General features: G+C 50.7%; 20 protein-coding genes and 1 pseudogene. 11 read left to right on the forward strand and 10 right to left on the reverse strand.

Features of this window, described 5'->3' with window-relative positions; translation table 11 throughout:
* Positions 1-106: 106 nt before the first annotated feature.
* Genes HRM2_RS16550 through HRM2_RS16560 form a run of 3 tightly spaced genes read left to right on the forward strand, consistent with a single transcriptional unit; the run spans position 107 to position 2,541 of the window.
* Positions 107-799, forward strand: a complete 693-nt coding sequence (locus HRM2_RS16550) for an ATP-binding cassette domain-containing protein (RefSeq protein ID WP_015905190.1) — start codon at positions 107-109, stop codon at positions 797-799.
* The gene (locus HRM2_RS16555) at positions 789-1,562 is read left to right on the forward strand and encodes an ABC transporter permease (protein ID WP_015905191.1); all 774 of its coding nucleotides are present in this window, start codon (positions 789-791) and stop codon (positions 1,560-1,562) included. The genes HRM2_RS16550 and HRM2_RS16555 overlap by 11 nt, the downstream gene beginning before the upstream one ends.
* A complete protein-coding gene (locus HRM2_RS16560) occupies positions 1,549-2,541 on the forward strand; it encodes an ABC transporter substrate-binding protein (RefSeq protein ID WP_015905192.1) in 993 nt (330 codons plus the stop codon). The genes HRM2_RS16555 and HRM2_RS16560 overlap by 14 nt, the downstream gene beginning before the upstream one ends.
* On the opposite strand, the gene HRM2_RS25445 is transcribed toward HRM2_RS16560, so the two are convergent.
* Positions 2,498-3,712: a GGDEF domain-containing protein gene (locus tag HRM2_RS25445; RefSeq protein WP_015905193.1), complete on the reverse strand. Its 1,215-nt coding sequence runs from the start codon at positions 3,710-3,712 to the stop codon at positions 2,498-2,500. The genes HRM2_RS16560 and HRM2_RS25445 overlap by 44 nt on opposite strands.
* Before the next feature lie 559 nt (positions 3,713-4,271).
* On the opposite strand from HRM2_RS25445, the gene HRM2_RS16570 reads away from it, so the two are divergent.
* The 7 genes from HRM2_RS16570 (at position 4,272) to HRM2_RS16600 (ending at position 11,200) form a co-directional block, all read left to right on the forward strand.
* A complete protein-coding gene (locus HRM2_RS16570; protein WP_015905194.1) occupies positions 4,272-5,429 on the forward strand; it encodes an MFS transporter in 1,158 nt (385 codons plus the stop codon).
* A gap of 15 nt (positions 5,430-5,444) precedes the next feature.
* Positions 5,445-5,903 carry a molybdopterin-dependent oxidoreductase gene (locus HRM2_RS16575; RefSeq protein WP_015905195.1) on the forward strand — a complete coding sequence of 153 codons (459 nt, stop codon included), beginning with the start codon at positions 5,445-5,447 and terminating at the stop codon, positions 5,901-5,903.
* A 219-nt stretch (positions 5,904-6,122) separates the two neighbouring features.
* Complete coding sequence (locus HRM2_RS27735; protein ID WP_015905196.1) at positions 6,123-6,593, forward strand: hypothetical protein; 471 nt, start codon at positions 6,123-6,125, stop codon at positions 6,591-6,593.
* Between the two features lie 85 nt (positions 6,594-6,678).
* The gene (locus tag HRM2_RS16585; RefSeq protein ID WP_015905197.1) at positions 6,679-7,887 is read left to right on the forward strand and encodes an IS481 family transposase; all 1,209 of its coding nucleotides are present in this window, start codon (positions 6,679-6,681) and stop codon (positions 7,885-7,887) included.
* A 2-nt stretch (positions 7,888-7,889) separates the two neighbouring features.
* Positions 7,890-8,732 (forward strand): ExeA family protein, encoded by an 843-nt coding sequence (locus HRM2_RS16590; RefSeq protein ID WP_015905198.1) that lies wholly within the window; start codon positions 7,890-7,892, stop codon positions 8,730-8,732.
* A 207-nt stretch (positions 8,733-8,939) separates the two neighbouring features.
* Positions 8,940-10,691, forward strand: a complete 1,752-nt coding sequence (locus tag HRM2_RS16595) for a molybdopterin-containing oxidoreductase family protein (RefSeq protein WP_202944662.1) — start codon at positions 8,940-8,942, stop codon at positions 10,689-10,691.
* Entirely contained in the window at positions 10,688-11,200 is a 513-nt protein-coding gene (locus HRM2_RS16600) for a 4Fe-4S dicluster domain-containing protein (protein WP_148214654.1), read from the forward strand. Before HRM2_RS16595 ends, HRM2_RS16600 begins: the two co-directional genes overlap by 4 nt.
* A 112-nt stretch (positions 11,201-11,312) precedes the next feature.
* On the opposite strand, the gene HRM2_RS16605 is transcribed toward HRM2_RS16600, so the two are convergent.
* The 9 genes and pseudogenes from HRM2_RS16605 to HRM2_RS28375 all read right to left on the reverse strand — a co-directional run.
* Positions 11,313-12,179, reverse strand: coding sequence for a class I SAM-dependent methyltransferase (locus HRM2_RS16605; RefSeq protein WP_015905201.1), 867 nt, complete (start codon positions 12,177-12,179; stop codon positions 11,313-11,315).
* Positions 12,180-12,199: 20 nt separating this feature from the next.
* Entirely contained in the window at positions 12,200-12,580 is a 381-nt protein-coding gene (locus HRM2_RS16610) for an HTH domain-containing protein (protein WP_015905202.1), read from the reverse strand.
* A gap of 112 nt (positions 12,581-12,692) precedes the next feature.
* Positions 12,693-13,286: a TetR/AcrR family transcriptional regulator gene (locus tag HRM2_RS16615; RefSeq protein WP_015905203.1), complete on the reverse strand. Its 594-nt coding sequence runs from the start codon at positions 13,284-13,286 to the stop codon at positions 12,693-12,695.
* Between the two features lie 214 nt (positions 13,287-13,500).
* The gene (locus tag HRM2_RS16620) at positions 13,501-14,910 is read right to left on the reverse strand and encodes an MFS transporter (RefSeq protein WP_015905204.1); all 1,410 of its coding nucleotides are present in this window, start codon (positions 14,908-14,910) and stop codon (positions 13,501-13,503) included.
* On the reverse strand, positions 14,907-16,637 hold the full coding sequence (locus HRM2_RS16625; protein ID WP_015905205.1) for a putative ABC transporter permease subunit: 1,731 nt from the start codon (positions 16,635-16,637) through the stop codon (positions 14,907-14,909). Before HRM2_RS16625 ends, HRM2_RS16620 begins: the two co-directional genes overlap by 4 nt.
* Entirely contained in the window at positions 16,624-17,397 is a 774-nt protein-coding gene (locus HRM2_RS16630; RefSeq protein WP_015905206.1) for an ABC transporter ATP-binding protein, read from the reverse strand. Before HRM2_RS16630 ends, HRM2_RS16625 begins: the two co-directional genes overlap by 14 nt.
* Complete coding sequence (locus HRM2_RS16635; protein WP_187149270.1) at positions 17,394-18,956, reverse strand: transglutaminase-like domain-containing protein; 1,563 nt, start codon at positions 18,954-18,956, stop codon at positions 17,394-17,396. Before HRM2_RS16635 ends, HRM2_RS16630 begins: the two co-directional genes overlap by 4 nt.
* Positions 18,957-19,141: 185 nt before the next feature.
* Positions 19,142-19,408 carry a tyrosine-type recombinase/integrase gene (locus tag HRM2_RS27395; protein ID WP_015905208.1) on the reverse strand — a complete coding sequence of 89 codons (267 nt, stop codon included), beginning with the start codon at positions 19,406-19,408 and terminating at the stop codon, positions 19,142-19,144.
* An 11-nt stretch (positions 19,409-19,419) separates the two neighbouring features.
* Positions 19,420-19,521, reverse strand: a pseudogene (locus HRM2_RS28375) (hypothetical protein); the annotation flags it as partial.
* A gap of 208 nt (positions 19,522-19,729) precedes the next feature.
* Between HRM2_RS28375 and HRM2_RS16645 the strand changes: the two are divergent.
* Entirely contained in the window at positions 19,730-20,095 is a 366-nt protein-coding gene (locus tag HRM2_RS16645) for a DUF488 domain-containing protein (protein ID WP_015905209.1), read from the forward strand.
* Positions 20,096-20,685 lie beyond the last annotated feature (590 nt).

The raw sequence follows: 20,685 nt of genomic DNA on the forward strand, positions 1-20,685 counted from the left end.
CCTCCTGTGTTAATAAGCAGGTGACAGGAAATCCGGTACAACCACCTGGAAACCAGCCACTGTAGCCAAACAACTCCAGGGAAACCATGAACCGAGGATATTATCTTTGGGACTGACATGCCGACAACTTGAATACCGCTATCCCGGCTCTGATGATTGGGTCTTCCAGAATCTTTCATTCTGCCTTGACCGACCCGGATTCCACTCTCTGTTCGGACCCTCCGGGGTGGGCAAGACCTCCCTTGCCCGGGTGATCTCAGGAGACATCCACGGGTTTGGCGGCAATCTTGATCCGGGAAAAATCAAAACCGTTCTCTACACTTACAACCAGGAGCGCCTGCCCGGCTGGTCGTCAGTGGAAAGGCATCTTGTCGGCATGACCCCGCCCGGAAGGGATGGACTGAGGCACGAACTGGTGGAAACCTTTGGTCTTGGGCCCATCATGGGCCAGACCTTTTCCCAGCTCTCCCTTGGCCAGCAGAACAGGATCAACCTGCTTCGCTATCTCCTCCAGGACTTTGACCTCATGATCATGGACGAAAGCCTTGCCAACGTGGACGAACGATCCAAGGAGACCATTCTGCTCAAGATCAAGGCCCTGTTTTGCGACCGCTACTTTCTCTATATCTCCCACAACCTCATTGAGGTGGCACGCTTCTGCGACAGAATTTTTCTGTTCCGGGGTAAGGGCAAATCCCCCCAGGCCATAACCTTTACCGGACTTGACACCCGCCTGGATCACCCTTGTGAAAAGGCAGATCTGGACAGGGTTCTACTGGAGATCATGAATGCTGGGTAGACGAATTGTTCAATTTTTCCTCATCTTTGCCCTGGGCCTTTTATTCCTCCTGGGGGTGAAATACACCCTCAACCTGTCCGACTATGTCATCCCGGGTCCAGTCGAGATCCTGACAACGGGCAGGGGCATTTTCCGGGAATACTTTTTTGACACCCTTAACACATTGATGGTCGCCATCATCGGCCAGGCCATTTCCATCTTCATGGCTTTTTTTGTAGGAATCACAGCCCGCAGAAGCACCTGGGCCGGCACCCTTATCAAGGCTGCAGCCTACAATATCCAGGCCTACCCCATTGTGGCGGTGGCTCCGATCATCTTTATCCTTCTTGGGGACGGTTTCACATCAAGGCTCCTCATTGCGGCCATGATCTGCTATTTTCCGCTGCTGCTGTCAGTCATTGGCATCATGGCAGAACCCGTGGTTGATATTGAGCACTTTTACATTGCCACCGGTCGCATGCGATGGCAGCTGGAGGTAAAGATCCGGGCCTTTGAAAACATGGGCAAGCTCACCACTGTCATTGCCGGGAGCTCCACCCTGGCCATGGCCGGCACCATTGTCGCAGAATTCATCGCAGCCAACCAGGGAATCGGACACAGCATCCGCATTGCCCTCTACCAGAGTGATCTGGCCCGGATACTTGCAGCCCTGTTTCTCATCGGACTTTTTTTATCCATCTACCAGGAGATCCTTGAGAGTGCAGGTAAACGCATCTCTTCTACCTGGTTTTTAACCAAAGGAGTGGTCCATGAAGACGTATAATCGGTTTATCCTCACATTCTTAACCATTGTTGGGGTTCTGTGTTGTTTCTCAGGCACTGCAATCGGCGAAACCCTCAACTACCGTCTCAAATGGTTGTTTAACACCAGCGTGGTCGGGGACCTTTATGCCCTGGACCACGGTTTTTTTAAACGGGCAGGACTGGATGTCAACGTCAAGGCAGGAGGGCCGGAACGGGATGCCATCCGGGAACTTGAGCTTGGCCATGCCACCTTTGGAGTTGCTTCGGCTGACCAGGTCATCCGGGCCAGGGAAAAGGGGGCGCCTGTGGTTGTCATTGCCCAGCTCTTCCAGGTCAACCCCCTCCAGTGGATCTACCGGGCCGTGAAACCGGCCATCAACACTCCCCTTGACCTCAAGGGCCGGACCCTGGGTATTACCTATGGTGGCAACGACGAGACCATCATGCGTGCACTGCTCTCCCGGGCCGGCCTCAAGGAAAAGGATGTTACCCTTTACAGTGTCCGATACGACTACAACCCCTTTTACCAGGATCTGGTGGATGCCTGGCCCTGCTACATCAATGCCCAGGGAATAACCCTTGCCGATAAACTTGCCAAAGGCGGGGAAGCCGTGAAATTTTTCAACCCGGCTGACCAGGGCATCACATTTGTGGCGAACTCGGTGGTCACCTCAGCCAGGACCCTGACGGACAATCCTGAAATGGTTCAGGCTTTTGCCAGGTCACTTATGGCGGGCTGGGAAGCGTCACTTTTGCCGGAGAACAGGGATAAGGCCCTGACCGTGCTCCAGAAGTACAACCGGGATACGCCCGAAGATCTTCGCATCAAGCAGCTGGATGCAACCCGAACCCTGGTTGTTCCAGTCCCCCCCAAAAAAATCGGAGCCATTGATGTCATGGGCTGGAAACAGACCGAAAAAATCATGGTCGAACAAAGAGTGATCAAACGGACGATCAAAGTTGAACAGGCCCTTTTCCCCGGAGGGAACCCGCTTTAATCCCTGGAACAGGGGGCTTTACAAACGAATTATTCGCCCCGGGTTCATTATTCACATCAGGCACGGTCCCATGGGCAACAACCCGGTTTCGGCCCCTGCTCTTTGCCTGGTACATGGCATTGTCTGCATTTGAAACAATAGTCTCCTTTTTCTCAAAAGGCCTGGGGCTCAACCGGGCAACCCCCAGGCTGACCGTTGCCCTGATGATCTGCCCGTCAAAGGTGAGGGCTGTATTTTCCATCATCTGTCTGATTCTTTCAGCCAGACCAACGGTATTTTCCAGGGAATCATCGGGTATAAGAAAAATAAACTCTTCGCCCCCATACCGGGCCACAATATCGGTTTCCCGACGAACCACCTGCTTGAGCACATCTGCCGTAAGTCGCAGATACGCGTCCCCGGCAAGGTGGCCAAAGGCATCGTTTACCCGTTTAAAATAATCAATATCACACATCACTATGGAGATGGCGGTCCTGTTCCGGATGGCACGGTTCCACTCATATTCAAAGGCATCATCAAAATATCTGCGATTGTAGAGCCCGGTCAATCCATCCCTTTGTCCGAGTAGCTCAATCGCCCGGGTCTTTTCTTCTAAAAGAAACTCATTTTCAAGGGCATTCCAGTATTCCCTGTTTCCGCGAAGGGCCATGAAGATCATATAAACAAGATAAAGAACGAGCAGGATCATCAACGAGGAATAAATTTGCCCCACGGCCATGGCCACAATGCCCGGCCCGAGGATTGCGATGTCAAACGCCACTGCGAGCCAAAAGGAGGGCACGTAGGCAACGACTCCGCCCGAACATAGCCCGATGGTACAGATCACCATGAGGATATGAAAGTTCTGCTCGCCTTCCTGTAGAATAATTTTTGAAAACCCAATTCCCCAGATCAACCCCGTCAGGCAAATACTTCCAAGGAAAAACGCAAGGCTGACCCGGTATAACGTTAAGGGGATCCATCGATCAATCAGGTGGTGAACAAACCGAAAAAAACAGATCCCTGAAATCAGCAGAAAAAACTGACTTGAAAACTGGGGATATCTGAGGTAATACCCGCTGGTCGTCAGCACCACAACCAGGGTAATAATATAAAAACCGATCCCCACAAAGGCTCTATGCCTGAGATCTGTAACCATCCGGGGGGTAAAGCGCTGGCGTTTGAATTCCATTGACAGTCTAAATCTCCCCCAGGGTTTTAGAACGTGTTTGCCAGTTGAGACAACTCCGGGACATAAACCTTGCAGTGGTGCTCAAAAAAAGAAGCGTTAAATCTGGTTTGATGCAACCTGGCATGTTTCCCCCCGGAATTTAAAAAAACGTATAACTCACATTTCACTCTTTAGAAATTAAAAAAAATTTGATCACCGATTAATAGTCGGAAGGGGGGGTTTCGTCAAGGCTCCTGGCGGATTATATTCCGTCAGTCAGTGTTGAAAATGAAACCCAATGTGATTTCAATACGTTTTGCACCTAAACGTTGCAAAGAATACCGAACAGCCTTCCTTCAGTTGATCCAGCGAGGTGTGGTTGGTCTTTTCTCATTTTTCACAAAAAAACAATACCGATAAGTATGATTTTCTTGACAAACAAACAATACCGAGTATTGTCATACTTTACAGCATAACAATTAGATGGAATAGATCGAAGCGATTAACCATAATTTGTTGTTCAATCTCAATGGTGGTAGTGATTTTTGTTTAAGAACAAAAGAGGAAATACGTGTAAAGTATGAATCAATTTAAAAGTTACAAAGAAAACCCAATGTATTTATACCTGGTAATGCTGGTCATGGCATCGGCATTTGGCTTCCAGGGATGGCAAACTTTATTTAATAATTTTGCCGTTGACACCATTGGGCTTAATTCCATTCAGGTCGGTGCCATTCAGTCGGTAAAGGAAATCCCAGGTTTTCTGACCTTCTTTGCCGTGTTTATCCTGCTGATTATTGCCGAACACCGCTTTGCAGCATTGGCAGTTCTTTTGCTGGGCCTTGGCGACATGATGGCAGGATTGTTCCCATCCTTTGGCGGGTTGCTGGTAACGACCCTGATTCTGTCCACGGGGTATCATTATTTTGAAACCTGTAACCAGTCCCTTACCCTGCAATATTTTGCCGGCGAAAGGGTTCCCATCGTTCTGGCAAGGCTGAAAAGCTATACAGCATTGTCAAATGTTACCGTTGGAATTTTTATATGGGTCATTTCCGACTATCTGTCCATACAAACGATATTCTTTATTATCGGGTCTGTTGTCATCCTGATCGGCCTTTATTCTTATACAAGAAAACCGGTGGACAAAGCCCTTCCGGTGCAACACAAAAAACTGATTTTGAGGAAAAAATACTGGCTCTTTTATGTGCTTAACCTGCTAAGCGGTGCGCGGCGGCAAATTTTTATGGTGTTCTCGGTTTTTCTTCTGGTACAAAAATACCATTTTTCAGTCGCCTACATTTCCACTCTGTTTGTGGTGAACAATATCATCACCTATTTTTTAAGCCCTGTCGTTGGAAGGGCCATTAATCGTTATGGTGAACGAACCATGCTGACCGTTGAATATACAGGACTGTTCCTGGTGTTCATGGGCTACGCACTTGTCGAAAACCAGTATTTTGCCACAGGGATGTACTTGGCAGACAACTTGTTTTTCAGTTTCGTGATTGCCATCAATTCCTTTTTCAGGAAACAGGCCGATCCAAAAGATATTGCTCCGTCCATGTCGGTTGGTTTTACCATCAACCACCTGACCGCTGTTATCCTGCCGGTAGTGGGCGGTTTTTTATGGACCATCAACTGGCGCATCCCGTTTTTTGCTTCAGCAGTATTGGCGCTTATTTCACTGCTGTTTGCGCAGATGGTAAAAACGCCCCGGGTTCAACAGCATAAATAAAGGGAAATTTGATCCATGAATTACGAACAGGCCATTGAAGTGGCAAGAGCCAGGGGAGAAAAAGTTGTCCCCACGGTGTGCGGCATGTGCGGTCCCGGCGGGCCGGGTGGTGGATGCGGTATCTACGCCTTCAGCAAAAACGGAAAATTCCTCCGTGTGGCCGGCATGGACGAATGCCCAAACAACAGGGGCGCTCTTTGTGCCAAGGCCCATACGGCACCCCAGTGGGTCTATTCCCAGGACCGCCTGACCCATCCCCTGCGGCGTATCGGCAAAAAAGGAGAGGGCAAATTTGAAAAAATCAGCTGGGATGAGGCCATCGCCCATATTGCCGAGGTTCTGCTGCACCAGAAGCGAGAATACGGTCCCGAGTCCCTGGCCATCCTTTCCCCGGCCAAACGCTCCTACAGCGAATACCTGCAACGGTTTGCCGTTGTTCACGGTGTAGATTCTTCCTTTTCAATCCCCCTATAATACCCAAAAATCCCACATACATTTACAAATTATGAGTAAATGAGTGTCCTTCAAAATGAGACTGTTTTTTGTCTGATGACAGGAAGGGGGTAGACAGCAGGATCCGCCCATGCCTTGTGATCCTCCTCCCCCCCTTTTTGGGGGGGATAAGAGGGGGGGATTGTGGTATAAATAAAATTCGCCAAAATAATATAAACCCACAACCCCACCCCCCTGCTTATGGAAAACATAATAGTAAGAAATGACGCATCTGCCAAGAAAAATAATCAAGTTTGCTGTTGCCATTGCTCTGGAACTTTAGTGGTTCGCAATGGAACATATCCCAGAAATCATCCCGTAAATAATGTTGAAATCAGAGTCCAACGGTATCTGTGCAAAACCCCAGAATGCCCGTGGCAAAGTTTTTCGATCCTGCCGGAATTTGTTTTGCCTGTGATCCGCCATGTGTATGGGACCCTGTTATCCTGCCATGCCATGGTTAAAAAAGGTATGCCCCAGGCTGAGATTGCCAGGAAACTGGGTGTTGAAAGAGGCATTGCAAAACGGCTTAAGCTTTTTTGCCGTAAATTTATGGCATGGTTTGTTCGAGAAAAAACAATTACGAACTGGGGAACGAATCCGCTTGGCTTCTGGCCGGATTTCACCAGGGATTTTTCCCAAAGTTTTTACCCTGACAGGTGGGTAAAATAGCCGTCAACACAAAACATACATTTTTTAATTACAGTCGTTTATGTTGATATGGCCACATGATTAACCCTTAATTAAGGAGGTGGCCATGGCGACACCTGATCTTGCTGAACTTGCTGTATGGAGATACGGCATTATCAGCAGACTTCTCCACCGAAATGGAGATGAAGAAACCCTTGAAGAAGCATTAATCCGGCTTTCATCTGTACAATATCGAAAGCTGGACGGGCATTTTGTGTCCTACTCTCCCGATACTTTAAAAAAATGGTTTTATCGTTACCGTAATGGAGGGCTTCCGGCACTGAACAATTCCCCCAGGAAAGATATCGGGACCCATGGAACGATTCCCCAAACAATTGTAGACCGGCTGTTTAAGCTGAGAGAAGAACATCCAAGATGGACCCTTTCTCGTATGCTGGACCAACTGGTTCAGGAAAATCTGTGGGATAAAAAATCTCCAGCCCGTTCAACCCTATACCGGTTTGCGCAAACGGCTAATCTAAAGCGGGATCCCCATCTGGCAGCCCATGTACCTGCACGGCCTTTTGCATATTCGTTCTTTGGTCAACTTTGGATGGCAGATTTCCTACATGGCCCTAAAATCCGTGAGAAAGGCAAAAAACGTAAGACGTATCTGCATGCAATCATAGATGATGCCACCCGGTATATCGTTCATGCCGGTTTTTTTACCGCTGAAAGTACTGAAGTCATGATGGCTGAACTTATGGCCTCAGTCCGCACCCATGGTAAACCTATCAGATTCTATACGGATAACGGGGCCTGCTACGCCAGCAAGCACCTTAAATTCGTCTGTGCCAATCTTGGTATACACCTAATCCATACTCCCCCTGGAAAACCAAGGGGCCGAGGTAAAGTTGAACGTTTTTTTAGATCGGTCCGGGATCAGTTCCTTGACGGGAAAAAAGCCCCGGCCAAAACCCTTGACGGCCTGAACAAAGCATTTAGAGAATGGGTGGCGTCATACCATAAGCGAATCCACAGCTCTCTTGGCATATCTCCACTCCAAAAAAGACTCAGCCATCAAAGTGCCTGCAAGGCGCTTCCGGAAACAGTAGAAATAGAGCCGCTGTTCAGAATGAAACGCCGTTGCAAGGTGTACCTGAACAATACCATCCGCCTTAAAAGGCGGATTTATGAGGTTATCGACGCTTTACCCGGGCAGCGAGTAGACGTGTGGTTCATGCCATGGAACCTTGATATGGTCTGGTACGGGCCTGAACTGAAACCGGCCAAACCGGTTGACCCGATCTCAAATGCCAATAGAATAAGGAGGTAGCCATGCTATCAAAAACAATGGACGTCACAACACCTTTGCCCATGGGCGATTTTTTTGGATGGAAACGACATCCCTTTGCAGATACCTATATTCAACGTCAACTGTGGATGTCTGATGATGACAAGCGAAAATCGGAAACCATCAGGCGCTTGCTTCACCATGGAAAGAGCACTGCTTTATATGGCCCTTCCGGTTCCGGCAAGACAACCCTCATTCATGGATTAATATCAGATCTTGACAAGAATGTTTATTTGCCTGTTCTGCTGCCCTATGCCGGCCATCCAAGAAACGGCCTCACAAAGGTTCTTGCACAGGCCCTGGGCGTTGATATTAAAGGCCGGGGAACACCATTGATCACAAGGATACAGCAGCATATTGAAGCATTATCCGGCAGCACAAATCCACGCCATCCTGTCTTGATCATTGATGATGCACAACGGGTTGAACCTGATTCCTTATGGGATTTGTGTTCACTTTTGTTCAGAACAGCCAAACAGACAGTCGCTGCATCGCTTGTTTTGGTGGGAGATGAAAATCTCGCCAGGCAGCTTGAACTATACGTCATGCTTCCCATCCGGTCCCGCCTTACCGGTATCATGAAGATCAACACAATGAATGAGTACGAAACACGGCTGTTTATCCTCAGCCGTCTGAAAAATGCTGAGGCTCCAGAAGATTTATTTACGGAGGATGCTATTGATTTAATCGCCGCTTATACCAGGGGAAATCGCAGAGGGGTAATGAATACCGCCACCGTCGCTCTGGAAGAAGCATATTACCATAATGAGAAAAACGTAACGGCCGAGATTCTTTACAACTCGGACTGGTTCAACGAATCTGAGTGAAACGGAAGCGCCTGTGAGGGGACTCCAGCGCCAGGGATAGCTCAGTGCGGTAGACTGCTGTCTACATGATAAAAGCCGGAAGGAAACCCCTTCCGGCTTTCCTATTGATGAAAAAGTTCTTTGTAGCAAATCTTGGGATTTTTAAGAGATTAATGCTTAGGAATCTACATTCACGGAACACCCAACTATGGGCACAGCGGCATCTGCGTGCTACAACGCGCCTTTGCCTTCATGTACACGGTGGCGGACTGGCCCCTGCCGGACACCGCCAACAGCGACCTAATTATCTACTGGGGGCGCCAGCCCATCTACTCTGGCCCGGTGTCCTCTGCGGCAAGGGCTTTTCTGGAGGCCACCCAACGGGGGACGCGCATCATTGCCATCAAGCCATCCGTGGAACCGGATGCAGGCATGGCCGATACCTGGGTGCCAGTGAGGCCGGGCACAGATGCGGCCCTGGCCCTGGCCATGCTGCATGTGGTGATCAAAGAGGACCTGATCGACCATGATTTTGTTGCCCGTTGGTGCTACGGCTTTGAGCCTTTAAAGGCGCAGGTCCGGCAATATTCCCCTGAATGGGCGCAAATCATCACGGGCGTACCCGCAGCCCAGATCGAAGAAGTCGCCAGGGCCTATGCCACCTGTCCCAGGGCCGCCATCGATGTGGGCAACGGCCTGGAACACGCCCCTTCGGCCAGCGATGCCGTCCGGGCCATCGCCATGCTCATGGCCGTCACAGGACACCTTGACCGGCCCGGAACCAACCTGTTGAAACTGCCACCCCCCAAGGCGCCAGGGGATATTACCCTCAAGCACAGGTTTACCGGAGAGCTTGTGGACAAGTTGGTTGCCCCGGAGTTCCCCAAATATTTCCAGCCCTTTCTGGAGGGTCCGACTTCGGCCTACTACCGGATATGGGAAAGTGTCCTGACCCAAAACCCCTACCCGGTCCGGGGCATCATTGCTCCGGGGACCCAGCCCCTGGCCAGCACCCGGGGAACCCGTAACGTTCTGGCAGCACTTGAACGACTCGATTTTTTTGTGGTGCTGGATGTGGCCCGGACCCCGGAAATTCCCTGGGCCGACATTGTTATGCCCGTGGCCACCGGATATGAAACCGACCATCCCTTTCAATATGGCCCTAGCTGGCTCATGTCCACCAATCGGGTCATCAACCCTTTGGGGCCGTACAAATCCATGTTCGAATTTTTCCTGGATCTGGGAAAGGCCATGGACTATGGTGACGACTTCTGGCAGGGGGACATCATGGCATGCATGGATGAGCAACTGGCACCCCTGGGTGTGGATATGGCAGGACTGCGCCAACACCCAGTCGGCCTGACGTTTTCTCCTGCCAGGCATGAATACGAAAAATTCGACCGGGTATTCAAGCGTCCCAGCACCCGGCTGGATAAGGGTCCCTTTTTACCCCAGGGCAAGGTGGCCCTCTACAACACCACCTTTGAGCAGGCCGGCTATCCGCCCATGCCCGAATGGCGGGAACCGCCGGAAAGCATTACGGCCACGCCGGATCTTACCCGGACCTATCCGCTGATTCTTTCCGATTATCATACATCCAAAAACTTCAGTGCATCCTGGCAGCGGAACGTTCCCTTCCTGCGCGAACTCGAACCAGACCCTATGCTGCACATCCACCCGGACACTGCCGGTACCAGAGGCATCAAGGACGGGGACTGGATCAAAGTCACCTCGCCCCACGGATGGCTCAGGGTCAGGGCACAATTGTACCCGGGCATCCGTCCGGATACGGTGATGCTTCTCCACGGCTGGTGGCAGGGATGCCAGGAACTTAAAATGGCAGATTATCCGCTGACCGATGGTGGCGCCAACGTCAATATCATGTACAGTGTAGACCCTGAAAAAGCCTATGATCCCATGGTGACAGCCATGACCAGTCAGACGCTGGTTGAGGTGGAAAAATGCAGGAGGCCGAAATGAACGATTTGACACGGGAATACATGATCAAATTTTATCCTGAAAGGTGCATCCAGTGCCACGGGTGTGAAACCGCCTGCAAAATGTGGCGTGGTCTGCCCTATGGTGTCCAATACCGCAGGGTGATCAATCTATGGGAAGGCAGCTATCCCGGGGTAAAAAGCCATGGCCTTTCCCTCTCCTGCCTGCACTGCAGCGATCCGGCCTGTGCAGAGGTCTGCCCGGTGGAGGCCATTTCAAAACAGACGGCGGACGGCCGGGTACGGGTGGATACGACCCTCTGCATTGGATGCGGGGCCTGCGCCGAAGCATGTCCTTTTGGCGTACCCCAGTTCGGTGAGGATCAGGTGATGCAAAAGTGCGATCTCTGTGCCGGCCAGACCCTGGCAGGCACGGATCCGCCATGCGTGGCCACCTGCCCGGGAAGGGCCCTGGTTCTGGAAGAGGTGACTCTGGAGGAAAAAAAAGCGTATGAAACCTTTGTGGCTGAAGCGCTTAAAGGGAATGGATAAGGACCGCAAGGGACAGACACCCCTGGTGTCCATCCCCTATTCACCATTGAAAGCCAACCTTAATGCCAAAAATCCAGGCGATTGTTTCAGATGGACCAGCCATGGTCAAAGGTTAGGCGATCTGCCACAACATTACCCCCTGGCAAATGGTCTGTTTCTGATGGAAAATGCCATCCACGGCCTGGCTCGTGACATGGGCCTTCAACTTTTCTCGGATTTCCGGAGTGACATCCACAGCCCCCTGGACAAAAAAGCTGATGTTTTCGACTGCTTCATCAATGGTTTCATCCCGGTCATGGGTCCAGACATTGAAATCGATCTGGGGGCGGTACCCCAGGGCGTAAACATAGCTGAAGGGATAGATAAAATCCCACGAGGATGATTCAAGCACCTGTCCGGTAATGCTCTGCCACAGATTATTGTAACAACTCCGCCACCCCCCACCTGAAAAGGTGCTTAAATAGCAGAATTTACGGGAGGCCTTCATGGCCTTGTTCAATGTTTCCGGATCCCGAACCCCCGGACTCATGGAAGCAAAAACCAGATCAAACTGGCCGGACAGTCCCTCTTTTTCCACATCCACATCCTGCCATGCTCTCTGATCAATGCGGAGTTGATCGGAATGAATGCCCTTGGCAGCCATTTTTTCCTTTAGTATTTTCACCATGCCGCCGGAAGGTTCAACAGCTACCACTTCCGCCCCCATTTCCACCATGGGAATGGCCCAGTTGCCCGGTCCTGACCCGATATCAAGGATGCGGTTTCCGGCCTGAAGCGCACCTGCGTCTTCCAGCATGGAAAGGATGCGCTCTTTTCGTAAAACAGCCTCCGGGCTGACGGTTCTTTTGTCAAAGCTCGGGGCACGCTGGTCCCATTTTTTAATATGATCCTGGCTTTTCTTTGTTTCCGGATCATTCTTTAACTCTTTCTGCCACAGGTCTTTCCAGACCGTTTGGTTCTGCAATGGAAATAAATTCATATCGATCCTGTTCAAAGTGTTTACGATAGGCTGAGTATTATACATCCGTCCCTCTTTTCAGCCCTTACTTTTTCCATGTGGCGGAGTGTTGCAAAATCTCGTTTCAAATCCTCCTCGGAAAGCTTAAGCCGTTCCGCAAGTTCCTGGCGTTCAAGGCCACCTGTTTCTTTTAAAACCTGCAGGATCCGTGTCTGCACCGGGGTTAAATCCGGCTGGGAACCAGGTTTTTCAGAAAAGGACTTGGCACAGTATGCAGCCCATGGATCACATACCTTCAACGGAGAAAGTACGGTCATGTAGCAATCCTCGCAGATCACCTGCCCTTTGAATTGTCTTTCATCGTTTTCAGGAATGACTGCGCCACATTCCTCACATTTCAGTGGTTGTTCTTGGGTTATCATGGTTACCTCCCTTTATTTTGTATGAAATTTTTGAATAAACTTAAGGACAAAATTTCCATATTTAATGTGGACCCAACCCTGGCCGTGGGAGACCAGGGACAGTCTGCAACCGTTATAAATCGAGCAATTTCATGAGAACCTTGACGGCTTTGGCAGCATGCCGCCGGAGACTTTCCCGGGACGGAGGCGCATGCAGGCCGGTAAGTACAGGCATGCGCAGGGAAAGAAGAATGTCGAGAAAAACGCCAATCTCGTATTCGGCGTCTTCTATGTTAAATCTGTCCTTTAAAAATTGTGAAAGGCGGGTTCTCATCCGCCGGGGACCCATGGCATAAAAGACACGTGTTATTTCAGGCACCATGGGGCCCTCGGATACCAGCAAGCGGATGTTTGCCAGATGCTCTTTGGACAAATGTCTTTCGATGAATCCAGTTGCAAAGGCTTCCAAAGCCTTTTCTGGATCTTCCAGGTTCAGTGCCTCCAGGAAATCAGGGCTTGTCGCTTCCAGGCGATGCAGATCCAGAGCCGCCTTGAAAAGTGCCTCCTTCGAATCGAAATACCGGTATACCGTTTGTTTGGTGACACCGGCCTTATCGGCAATTTTATCCATACTGGTGCCGATGAAGCCATTGGATTGAAACAACGCTTGTGCGGCTTTAACGATGCTGTTTAGCTTTAACTTTTTCTTTAACTCTATTTTTTTCATGGGCGGTTTACCTTTATTTCCACCAACAATTCCATGGCCCGTATAATTTCAAAAAAACATACTACTTGGTATGATTTATGTCAAGAAATCGTCGTGAAAGAAAGGGATTGATAAGGGGATCGTTTATAAGAAACTCGTTCCGAAGCATTCCCATTGGCGGCGTTTCAATATTCGTTGTGGCCGGATGCCATCCCTCGCCCCGGCCGTGCCGGTTTTAAGAAGATTTCTTTTTAAAAGTCAGAAAAGAGAAAAGAACCATGACCGTCAACCCAGCCATGAACACCAGGGGAAAACAGACAAACACGTCCACGAATACCTGGTTTTCCATGGCAACAGAATCCACCACCCCCATGGAAACAGATTCAAGGGCCGCGCGATGGGTCTTTAGAACCAGGGCATACGCCACCCCCAACACTCCGTAGGAAACATTGTAAATCAATCCCTTAAAACTCAGGACCGTGGCTCTGTTTTTTGAAGCGGTCTCCCGGTTCAGGTAGTAACTTATAAAAAATCCGTTAAAATACATGGCGCTGGATGTGATAAGGGCCGGGATGATGCCCAGGTAGGACCAGAAAAAATTCATGGTCCAGAGCCCCACAAGGGCCAGAAAGGCCGTCAGGGCAAGGGCGTCCCTTGGCGGACGGGTTTCGGCTATCTTTAAGGCCAGCCGCGGGATAAAGATCCCGAGTATGGCAACGGTTGAACCGAGAATACCAAAGAGCGATTCAGGAATATTCACCAGGCGGTAATACTGGCTGGACAGGGTGGTGGTCATGCGGATCACACCGTCAAAGAGCATGCCAAAGAGCATCACCCAGAGCACAAACCAGGTTCCAATGATCCATCTTCCCCCTTCCAGGGTAATCCTGAAGGCCTGCACCAGCGACTGGATACCCGTGGCAGAAACATCCTTGCTCCCCGGGTTATTATCCGGCGTTTCCCGGGTCTGGTCAGTAACAGAATCATTGGTCATGCCCAGGGTCACCCAAAGGCAACCCAGCGCCAGTACAAAGGTGAGATAAAGGGGAAACCGCATGGTGACGGACTGGGAGACGACCAGATCGAACCCCGCAAAATCACAGAGTCGTTGAACAAGGCGGGGGTCATAAACCGCGGCCCCCAGGGTCATGGCAACGATAAATCCCACGGCCTTGAACCGGGTCATGTAATCCAGGACCCTGCCCCACTCCTGGGGATTGCCCCGGGCCGTTAATGCATCATAGGCAAGGGCCTCATCGGCCCCGCTGGCTGCGGCCTCAGCAAACCCGCTCAGAATGCGGTTGACCAGGAAAACGATAAAGGTCACCCGGGGGGACAGGAGCGGGATAAAGCTGATGATACCCACCTCAACCACCATCACAGCCGAGGCAAATACCAGCAGGCGTTTTCGCCCGATCACGTCGGCAAGGGCTCCGGATGGCACCTCCAGCAAAACAATGGTGGCAGCCCACACGGCATTTAGAATGGAAAACTGGGCCACGGTCAGCCCGAAATCAAGGAAAAGGATGGTAAACACGGGGTAGTAAAACCGTGAGTTGAACAGCACCCGGAAGGCAATAAAGCGCCGGACGTCTGGAATGGCAAAGGGAGATATATTTTTCTTCAACGGTTGGGGCGTCGTCATGCGCAAAGCCTTTGTTCAAGATGTTTTTTACCAAGGCGCATGGGCAGCACCACGGCGGTTGCACACAGCCCCCCTGCCAGAACAAACGAAACAATACTCCAGACAATGGTGCCAGTGCCCAGGGGTCTTCCATGGAATCCAGCCTTGAAAATAGCGTACACAGGGCCTGCCTCGATCATGATCACAGCCCCGATAAAAAGAACTGAAAACACCATGAACAAAAGCCCGCCCTGGCTGGAAAGGGTCTGGGCCGGGTTCTCCGATTTAAAATCGGCAAAGATCGCCCCGCAGCCCACGCCAAGGCTGACCACCCCCGGCACCATGAGGCAGACGTTGACAAGGGAGAGGACCATCATGAAAACGTCCACCCGGAGAAGAAGGTTGGTGGCAACAATGAGCACCAGGGTAAGCACAAAGAGCGGCACAAGGTAAATTACATGCTTGACCCACAAAAACTGCCCCAGGGTGACAGGGCTGGTTCGGATGATCCAGAACGCCTCCCCCTCCATGCTCACACAGGGAAAGACAAACCGGCCTGCAATGGCCGTCAGGACAAACAGGGCAAGCCCCATGTTTAAGAAGGCAAGCGCATTGCCCAGAAACACGGTCCCCATGGGTGACCGTTCAAGGGGCAGCACCTTGAAGTTGTACACGTAGATCCCGATCAGGGCAAAGATCAGAAAAAGCTGGGACCACTGGGTCTGATCCCGGAAAAAACTCTTAATCTCCTTAAACACAAGGGCAGCAACGGGCAGGGAAAGAAACCCCAGCCCGAAAAATTTGAGCCGCCGTTGTCGAAACAACCGGGCAGGTGCGCTCTGGGCCCGGGACACCCCCTTAAAATAGATAAGATCCGCAACAAGGAGCATGACAACGCCCATGACTGCAGAAAAACTTGCCAAAAGCCCCAGGTGGAATAAAGCTGCAAGACGCTGGCCTGTCAGGGCCGCCACCAGGGCATCATAGGCCCAGGTGCTTGGCAGAAACGGCAGCGGAGCGGTCTGCATGGCCTGGAGATAAACAAGGGTGGAGGTAAACACTTCGGGATCCACCAGCCGTTCTGGCCGAATCACCCTCACCCCCACGTAGAGCCCGATAAAGAGCGCAAGCCCCACAAACACAAAAATCGTCCGGATCCTGTTTGCCGGAAGCACCACAACAGCCGCCATCATGGCAATGGCACTGATGGTGCACGCCCCTGTGGACAACAGAACAAGCACCATTCCAAGGGTCAGATAATAGAACCATAAACCGTCAAAGATCATGCCATAGGCGGCAAACAGGGGAACGGCAAAGACGATCACCATCCAGGAGCTGTCCACCAGGCACTCAAGCCACCTTGCCGCAAAGATCTTGTACCCGGGAACCGGCATGGCAAGCACAAGGAGCAGGTCCTTTGACAGATAGAGTTTTGACAGGACCACAAGGATACCTGAAAAAATCAACAAGGAAAAAAAGGTGACAAAGACAAGAGCCATGAGTTTAAAGGCAAGTATCCTGCCAAGCTCTTCAATGCTGGAAAAATAGACCAGGACCCGGTGGGAGACCCAGAAGATGGCGAGCCAGAATATGATCCCCATGGACCAGAGAAAAAGCCGACTCAACCGGTTTTTAAGTCCCCGGCCCTGGCGCATGCTGTTTTTAAACGATAAAATCCGTGGCCGCATCAGGGTCAATATCGCATTTTCGGGTGACCTGCCACCGGGTACAAGATCAGATGTTTCCATGATTTTTTTCCCCGGAAGGGTTTGCTTCCCTGCCCCCTCCATTTTCCGTCAGGATCATGAACAGCTCCTCCAGATCGGCATGGTCGGATTGGGTCAGGGTCTTTAATTCCTCCACCGTTCCAAGGGCCAAAAGCCGTCCCTTGTTGATAACGCCCACCCTGTCGCAGAGTTCGCCTGCAATGGACAGGGTGTGGGTGGACATGAAAACGGTTTTATTGTCGGCGGCAAATTGTCGTAAAAGCCCCTTGACCAGGTTGATGGCCAAGGGATCAAGGCCCACCATGGGTTCATCCACCACAAGGAGTTCAGGGTCATGGATCAGGGCCGCCGCCATGATCAGCCGCTGCTTCATGCCGTGGGAAAAGGCTTCAATCATCTCGTCTGCCCAGCGCCCAAGGGAAAACATCTCCAAAAGGGCCAGTGCCTTTTTTTCAAACCCCACGGGGTCCATGGCAAACAGATCAGCCGTGAATTTCAGGAACTCCATGGCCGTGAGCCTCTCGTAGAGATAGGGCCTGTCAGGGATGAATCCAATCTTCTGTTTTGCAAGCTGGGGATGTTTTTTCATGTCAATGCCGCACACCGTAACATTCCCAGAGGTTGGTTCCGTCAATCCGGCAATCATCTGGATGGTGGTGGTCTTGCCGGCACCGTTGGGTCCGATAAAACCGAAGATTTCTCCCGGGTAAAGGGAAAGACTCAATTGATCCACGGCAACAAGTCTGTTGTATTTTTTGGTCACCCGGTCCAGTTCGATCATGGTTTGGCCCCCACAATTTCAATTTTAATCCTGCCGATAACGCCCATGAGGTCAAACCCTTCCCCACCCTTGCCCATGCTCAGTCTGATATGGGTGGCATCGGCGGGGAACTGGTTAAAAAGAGCATCAACGCTTGTCCAATTGTCCAGGAACACGCCATTCCAGGCATGGTAGTAGAACCTGTTGTTCAAAAAAACCAGGCCCGCCTCGATGCGTGTTGGAATGCCAAGACTGCGGCAGAGGGCGGCAAACAAAACCGCATGCTCGTTGCAGTCGCCCATGCGGGCATTCAGGGTTGAAAGGGCGTTGGGCAGTGACACCACCGGCCGCTTTTCAATATGTTTGCCCATCCAGGTTAAAACGGCACGGATTTTTCCAATGGAATCGTCCTGGTTGCCGGCAATCTGGCGGGCAAGGGTGACAATATCAGGATGATCCGATTGAATCAAGGGGTCAGCAGCAAGAAAGGGTTCAGGATTAAAGGGTTCAGGATCGACAATCAAGGCAGACACTTCCCCTGATTTTCCGGGTTCAGGCCGCTCCCGTGTGATGGTGAGCCGGTTGTTGTCCAGGGACTGGCGCCCCCCGTCAAGATCAAAGGCCTGAAGATCAATACCGGAAATTACAACAGTCAGTCTTGAAAGGGTTTTCAGGCGGTCGTTCCGGGATGGGACACGCTTATCATTAACCGGAACATCCCCCTGATTTTCAATGTTCCAGACAGGTTTAACCGAAGCAACAAGGGTGAGGTCATCGCCTGGAACAACCCCTTCAATGGCCTCAGCCCGTGTGGCGGCAACAAGGGTGATGCCAAGAAGCCCCTCTTCTTTTACCACTCGGCCCGTGGCATCTACAAAGGCGTACTGGGTCATGCCCTTGGCCTGGATGGCAAGCTTTCTGACAGCCGTTTCCCGACCCATCACCGTCATTGTCTCTTCTCCCACCACCCTGACCTCTACCGCCATTTCGCCCATGGTAACCGGGTCGAACACGGAAAAGACCCTGGCCGTTGAAACATCAATTTTATCGGAACTATCAATCTTGTCGGAACCGTCGATCCCATCTAAACGGCCAATCCCTGCCATGGCAGGGGCAATGAGAGCGCTGAGGTAGGGTTTTCGGGTCAGCCGTATCTCAACCCGGGGAGAAGGGGGCTGGGTACCGACCATGGTCGTCACCCCAAGGACCAGGTCGTCCACGGTTCCTGTCACCTTGAATTGAAACCTGCCGGACATGACTTCAAAGTCAAAAGATCGAAGGGACAAATCAGACGCTGCCTCACCGTCCATGCGAAGGTCAACATCCTGGACCATGCCCATGGTGTTGACCTTCATGGCGGTCTGTTCATGGATTCGGTATCCATTGTCCGTCTCATCCAGGATTCGGTGGGAAAAGCCGATGTGCCGCCCATTCTGAAAAATGGCCATATAGGTTTCCCCGGCAACGATTGCCGGCACACCACCACCCAGACCAGCCTCCCCAGTGGCTCCGCCCTGGAACAGGCCCAGACGCACCATGAAAAGAGTGGCAAAAACGGCCAGGGATAAAGCCCCCCACACTATGAAATGCCTGTTTTTAAAAAGGGCGGAGCTCAATCCCGAGCCCTTGGAGAGGTGGCTCAAGGGAGTTCGTTTTCGGCCAGTTAGCGTATTAGATTTTTCAACACGTTTCTGACAGGCTGGTTTCTGTTGATTTTCTATATATTGTTTGGCATCCTTCATATGCACCCCTCTAAAAAACTACTTTACAGATCTAAACCTTCAAGGGGGCTTGTGATGCGGGGGATGTCTTCGTCCATCACATGGATGTATTGCGCCGTGGTTTTGACGTCCGCATGCCCCATGAGTTCCTGGAGCCTTCTGATATTGATGGCATTCATTGCCTGGCTCTGGATGGATGCAGACGCTTCACATCTAACCACCAAATCTGACAAAAAGCGCTCCACACGGTGGGCCTTGAGATCGCGTGGATGGGTGTTACCACGAAAAATCGGATATACCACAATATCCATTGACAATAGGTCTGTTCAGTCCGATATGCGTAGTGATGGTATCGCAAAAACTCACGAACCTGAGCGATTAATTTTAATTTTGGATTGGGATGAAATTTCAATTGACTTTCCATATTTAAGTTGATTCTATCGCAATCAAGGAGAAAAATAAAACTTAAAATACCATAAGTGGAATAATTTTATTTGTTTATTGTTTTAATAACCGGATCTGTAGAAAATCACGTTATCTATATAATCGATAGCATGGAAAGAAATGATGTGTTTTCAATCGACTTTTTTGGAAACCCTTGCTGCCCGTTACCCAAACGTTACGGCTGATCAATGAACAGTAAGCAAACCACAATCCGTATTAAGCGCGTGTACGAAAAACCAGATGAGGCGGACGGACGCCGAATTCTGGTTGACCGATTGTGGGCGCGTGGGCTTTCGAAGGAGAAAGCGAAGGTAGACGTCTGGGTAAAGGAGATCGCTCCTTCCACAGAGTTGCGGCGCTGGTATGGACATGATCCGAACAAGTGGACCGAATTTAAAAGCCGCTATGCTGAAGAATTACGAGCTAAACACAGCCAAGTTAGGGATGTTTTGGAGGAGGTTCGTGTGGGCATCGTGACGTTTCTTTATAGTTCGAAAGAAGAGAAACTGAACAACGCGGTGGCTCTGAAGGAATATATAGAGTCAATAATTTAGAATAAAGGCGTATAACCCTCGGTTAGACGGCCTCCCTCCGTCATCCGCAACTCAAGGGCGACGGTATACGGCCACACCACCAAGATACTAACATTTTACTTAAGAACGGTTAGCGATCATGTTAAGAAGAGGAACCAATACATTATGGAACGATGGGAGGGGGTTTGAATTTATTACACCCAATGCTGGTGGCAAGCAACTTTTTTTTCATATTAAATCCTGCAGCCCCCCTGCTCTGCACCCTGCCCAATTTTTCATCCCAATCTGTAAATGATACAGTGCTGCCCCGGGTATGGGACTCAGAAATAAATAATTCCTCCGTCTTGCTTATATTTTAACTCGTTTACTGCGTTGCATCACAGCGCACATATTTAGAAAAGATTTTTCTTACTTTCCCATTGTCCCTTGAACCGCCGCAACCACATATTCCAGGCCGGGCTTAAAGATTTCCCCATGATGGGTGCTGCGGGCCCCCTCTTCCCAAGGGTTTTTTCAAGACAAAAGGAAATACAGACAATCGTGTATTCCACTTTAGCAATGTTATGTTTAATCGGCAAGAATTCAAAATCATGGGATCCATCCCAGCAGCA

Origin of the sequence: Desulforapulum autotrophicum HRM2 (assembly GCF_000020365.1) — a bacterium.
Classification (GTDB): domain Bacteria; phylum Desulfobacterota; class Desulfobacteria; order Desulfobacterales; family Desulfobacteraceae; genus Desulforapulum; species Desulforapulum autotrophicum.

Coding starts and splice junctions, on each gene's coding strand:
- HRM2_RS16590 (WP_015905198.1), top strand. CDS start 7,890: ATGCTATCAAAAACAATGGACGTCACAACACCTTTGCCCATGGGCGAT.
- HRM2_RS16630 (WP_015905206.1), bottom strand. CDS start 17,397: ATGATCGAACTGGACCGGGTGACCAAAAAATACAACAGACTTGTTGCC.
- HRM2_RS16605 (WP_015905201.1), bottom strand. CDS start 12,179: ATGAATTTATTTCCATTGCAGAACCAAACGGTCTGGAAAGACCTGTGG.
- HRM2_RS16560 (WP_015905192.1), top strand. CDS start 1,549: ATGAAGACGTATAATCGGTTTATCCTCACATTCTTAACCATTGTTGGG.
- HRM2_RS25445 (WP_015905193.1), bottom strand. CDS start 3,712: ATGGAATTCAAACGCCAGCGCTTTACCCCCCGGATGGTTACAGATCTC.
- HRM2_RS16585 (WP_015905197.1), top strand. CDS start 6,679: ATGGCGACACCTGATCTTGCTGAACTTGCTGTATGGAGATACGGCATT.
- HRM2_RS27735 (WP_015905196.1), top strand. CDS start 6,123: ATGGAAAACATAATAGTAAGAAATGACGCATCTGCCAAGAAAAATAAT.
- HRM2_RS16610 (WP_015905202.1), bottom strand. CDS start 12,580: ATGATAACCCAAGAACAACCACTGAAATGTGAGGAATGTGGCGCAGTC.
- HRM2_RS16575 (WP_015905195.1), top strand. CDS start 5,445: ATGAATTACGAACAGGCCATTGAAGTGGCAAGAGCCAGGGGAGAAAAA.
- HRM2_RS16570 (WP_015905194.1), top strand. CDS start 4,272: ATGAATCAATTTAAAAGTTACAAAGAAAACCCAATGTATTTATACCTG.
- HRM2_RS16625 (WP_015905205.1), bottom strand. CDS start 16,637: ATGGAAACATCTGATCTTGTACCCGGTGGCAGGTCACCCGAAAATGCG.
- HRM2_RS16620 (WP_015905204.1), bottom strand. CDS start 14,910: ATGACGACGCCCCAACCGTTGAAGAAAAATATATCTCCCTTTGCCATT.
- HRM2_RS16600 (WP_148214654.1), top strand. CDS start 10,688: ATGAACGATTTGACACGGGAATACATGATCAAATTTTATCCTGAAAGG.
- HRM2_RS16555 (WP_015905191.1), top strand. CDS start 789: ATGCTGGGTAGACGAATTGTTCAATTTTTCCTCATCTTTGCCCTGGGC.
- HRM2_RS16645 (WP_015905209.1), top strand. CDS start 19,730: ATGAACAGTAAGCAAACCACAATCCGTATTAAGCGCGTGTACGAAAAA.
- HRM2_RS16615 (WP_015905203.1), bottom strand. CDS start 13,286: ATGAAAAAAATAGAGTTAAAGAAAAAGTTAAAGCTAAACAGCATCGTT.
- HRM2_RS27395 (WP_015905208.1), bottom strand. CDS start 19,408: ATGGATATTGTGGTATATCCGATTTTTCGTGGTAACACCCATCCACGC.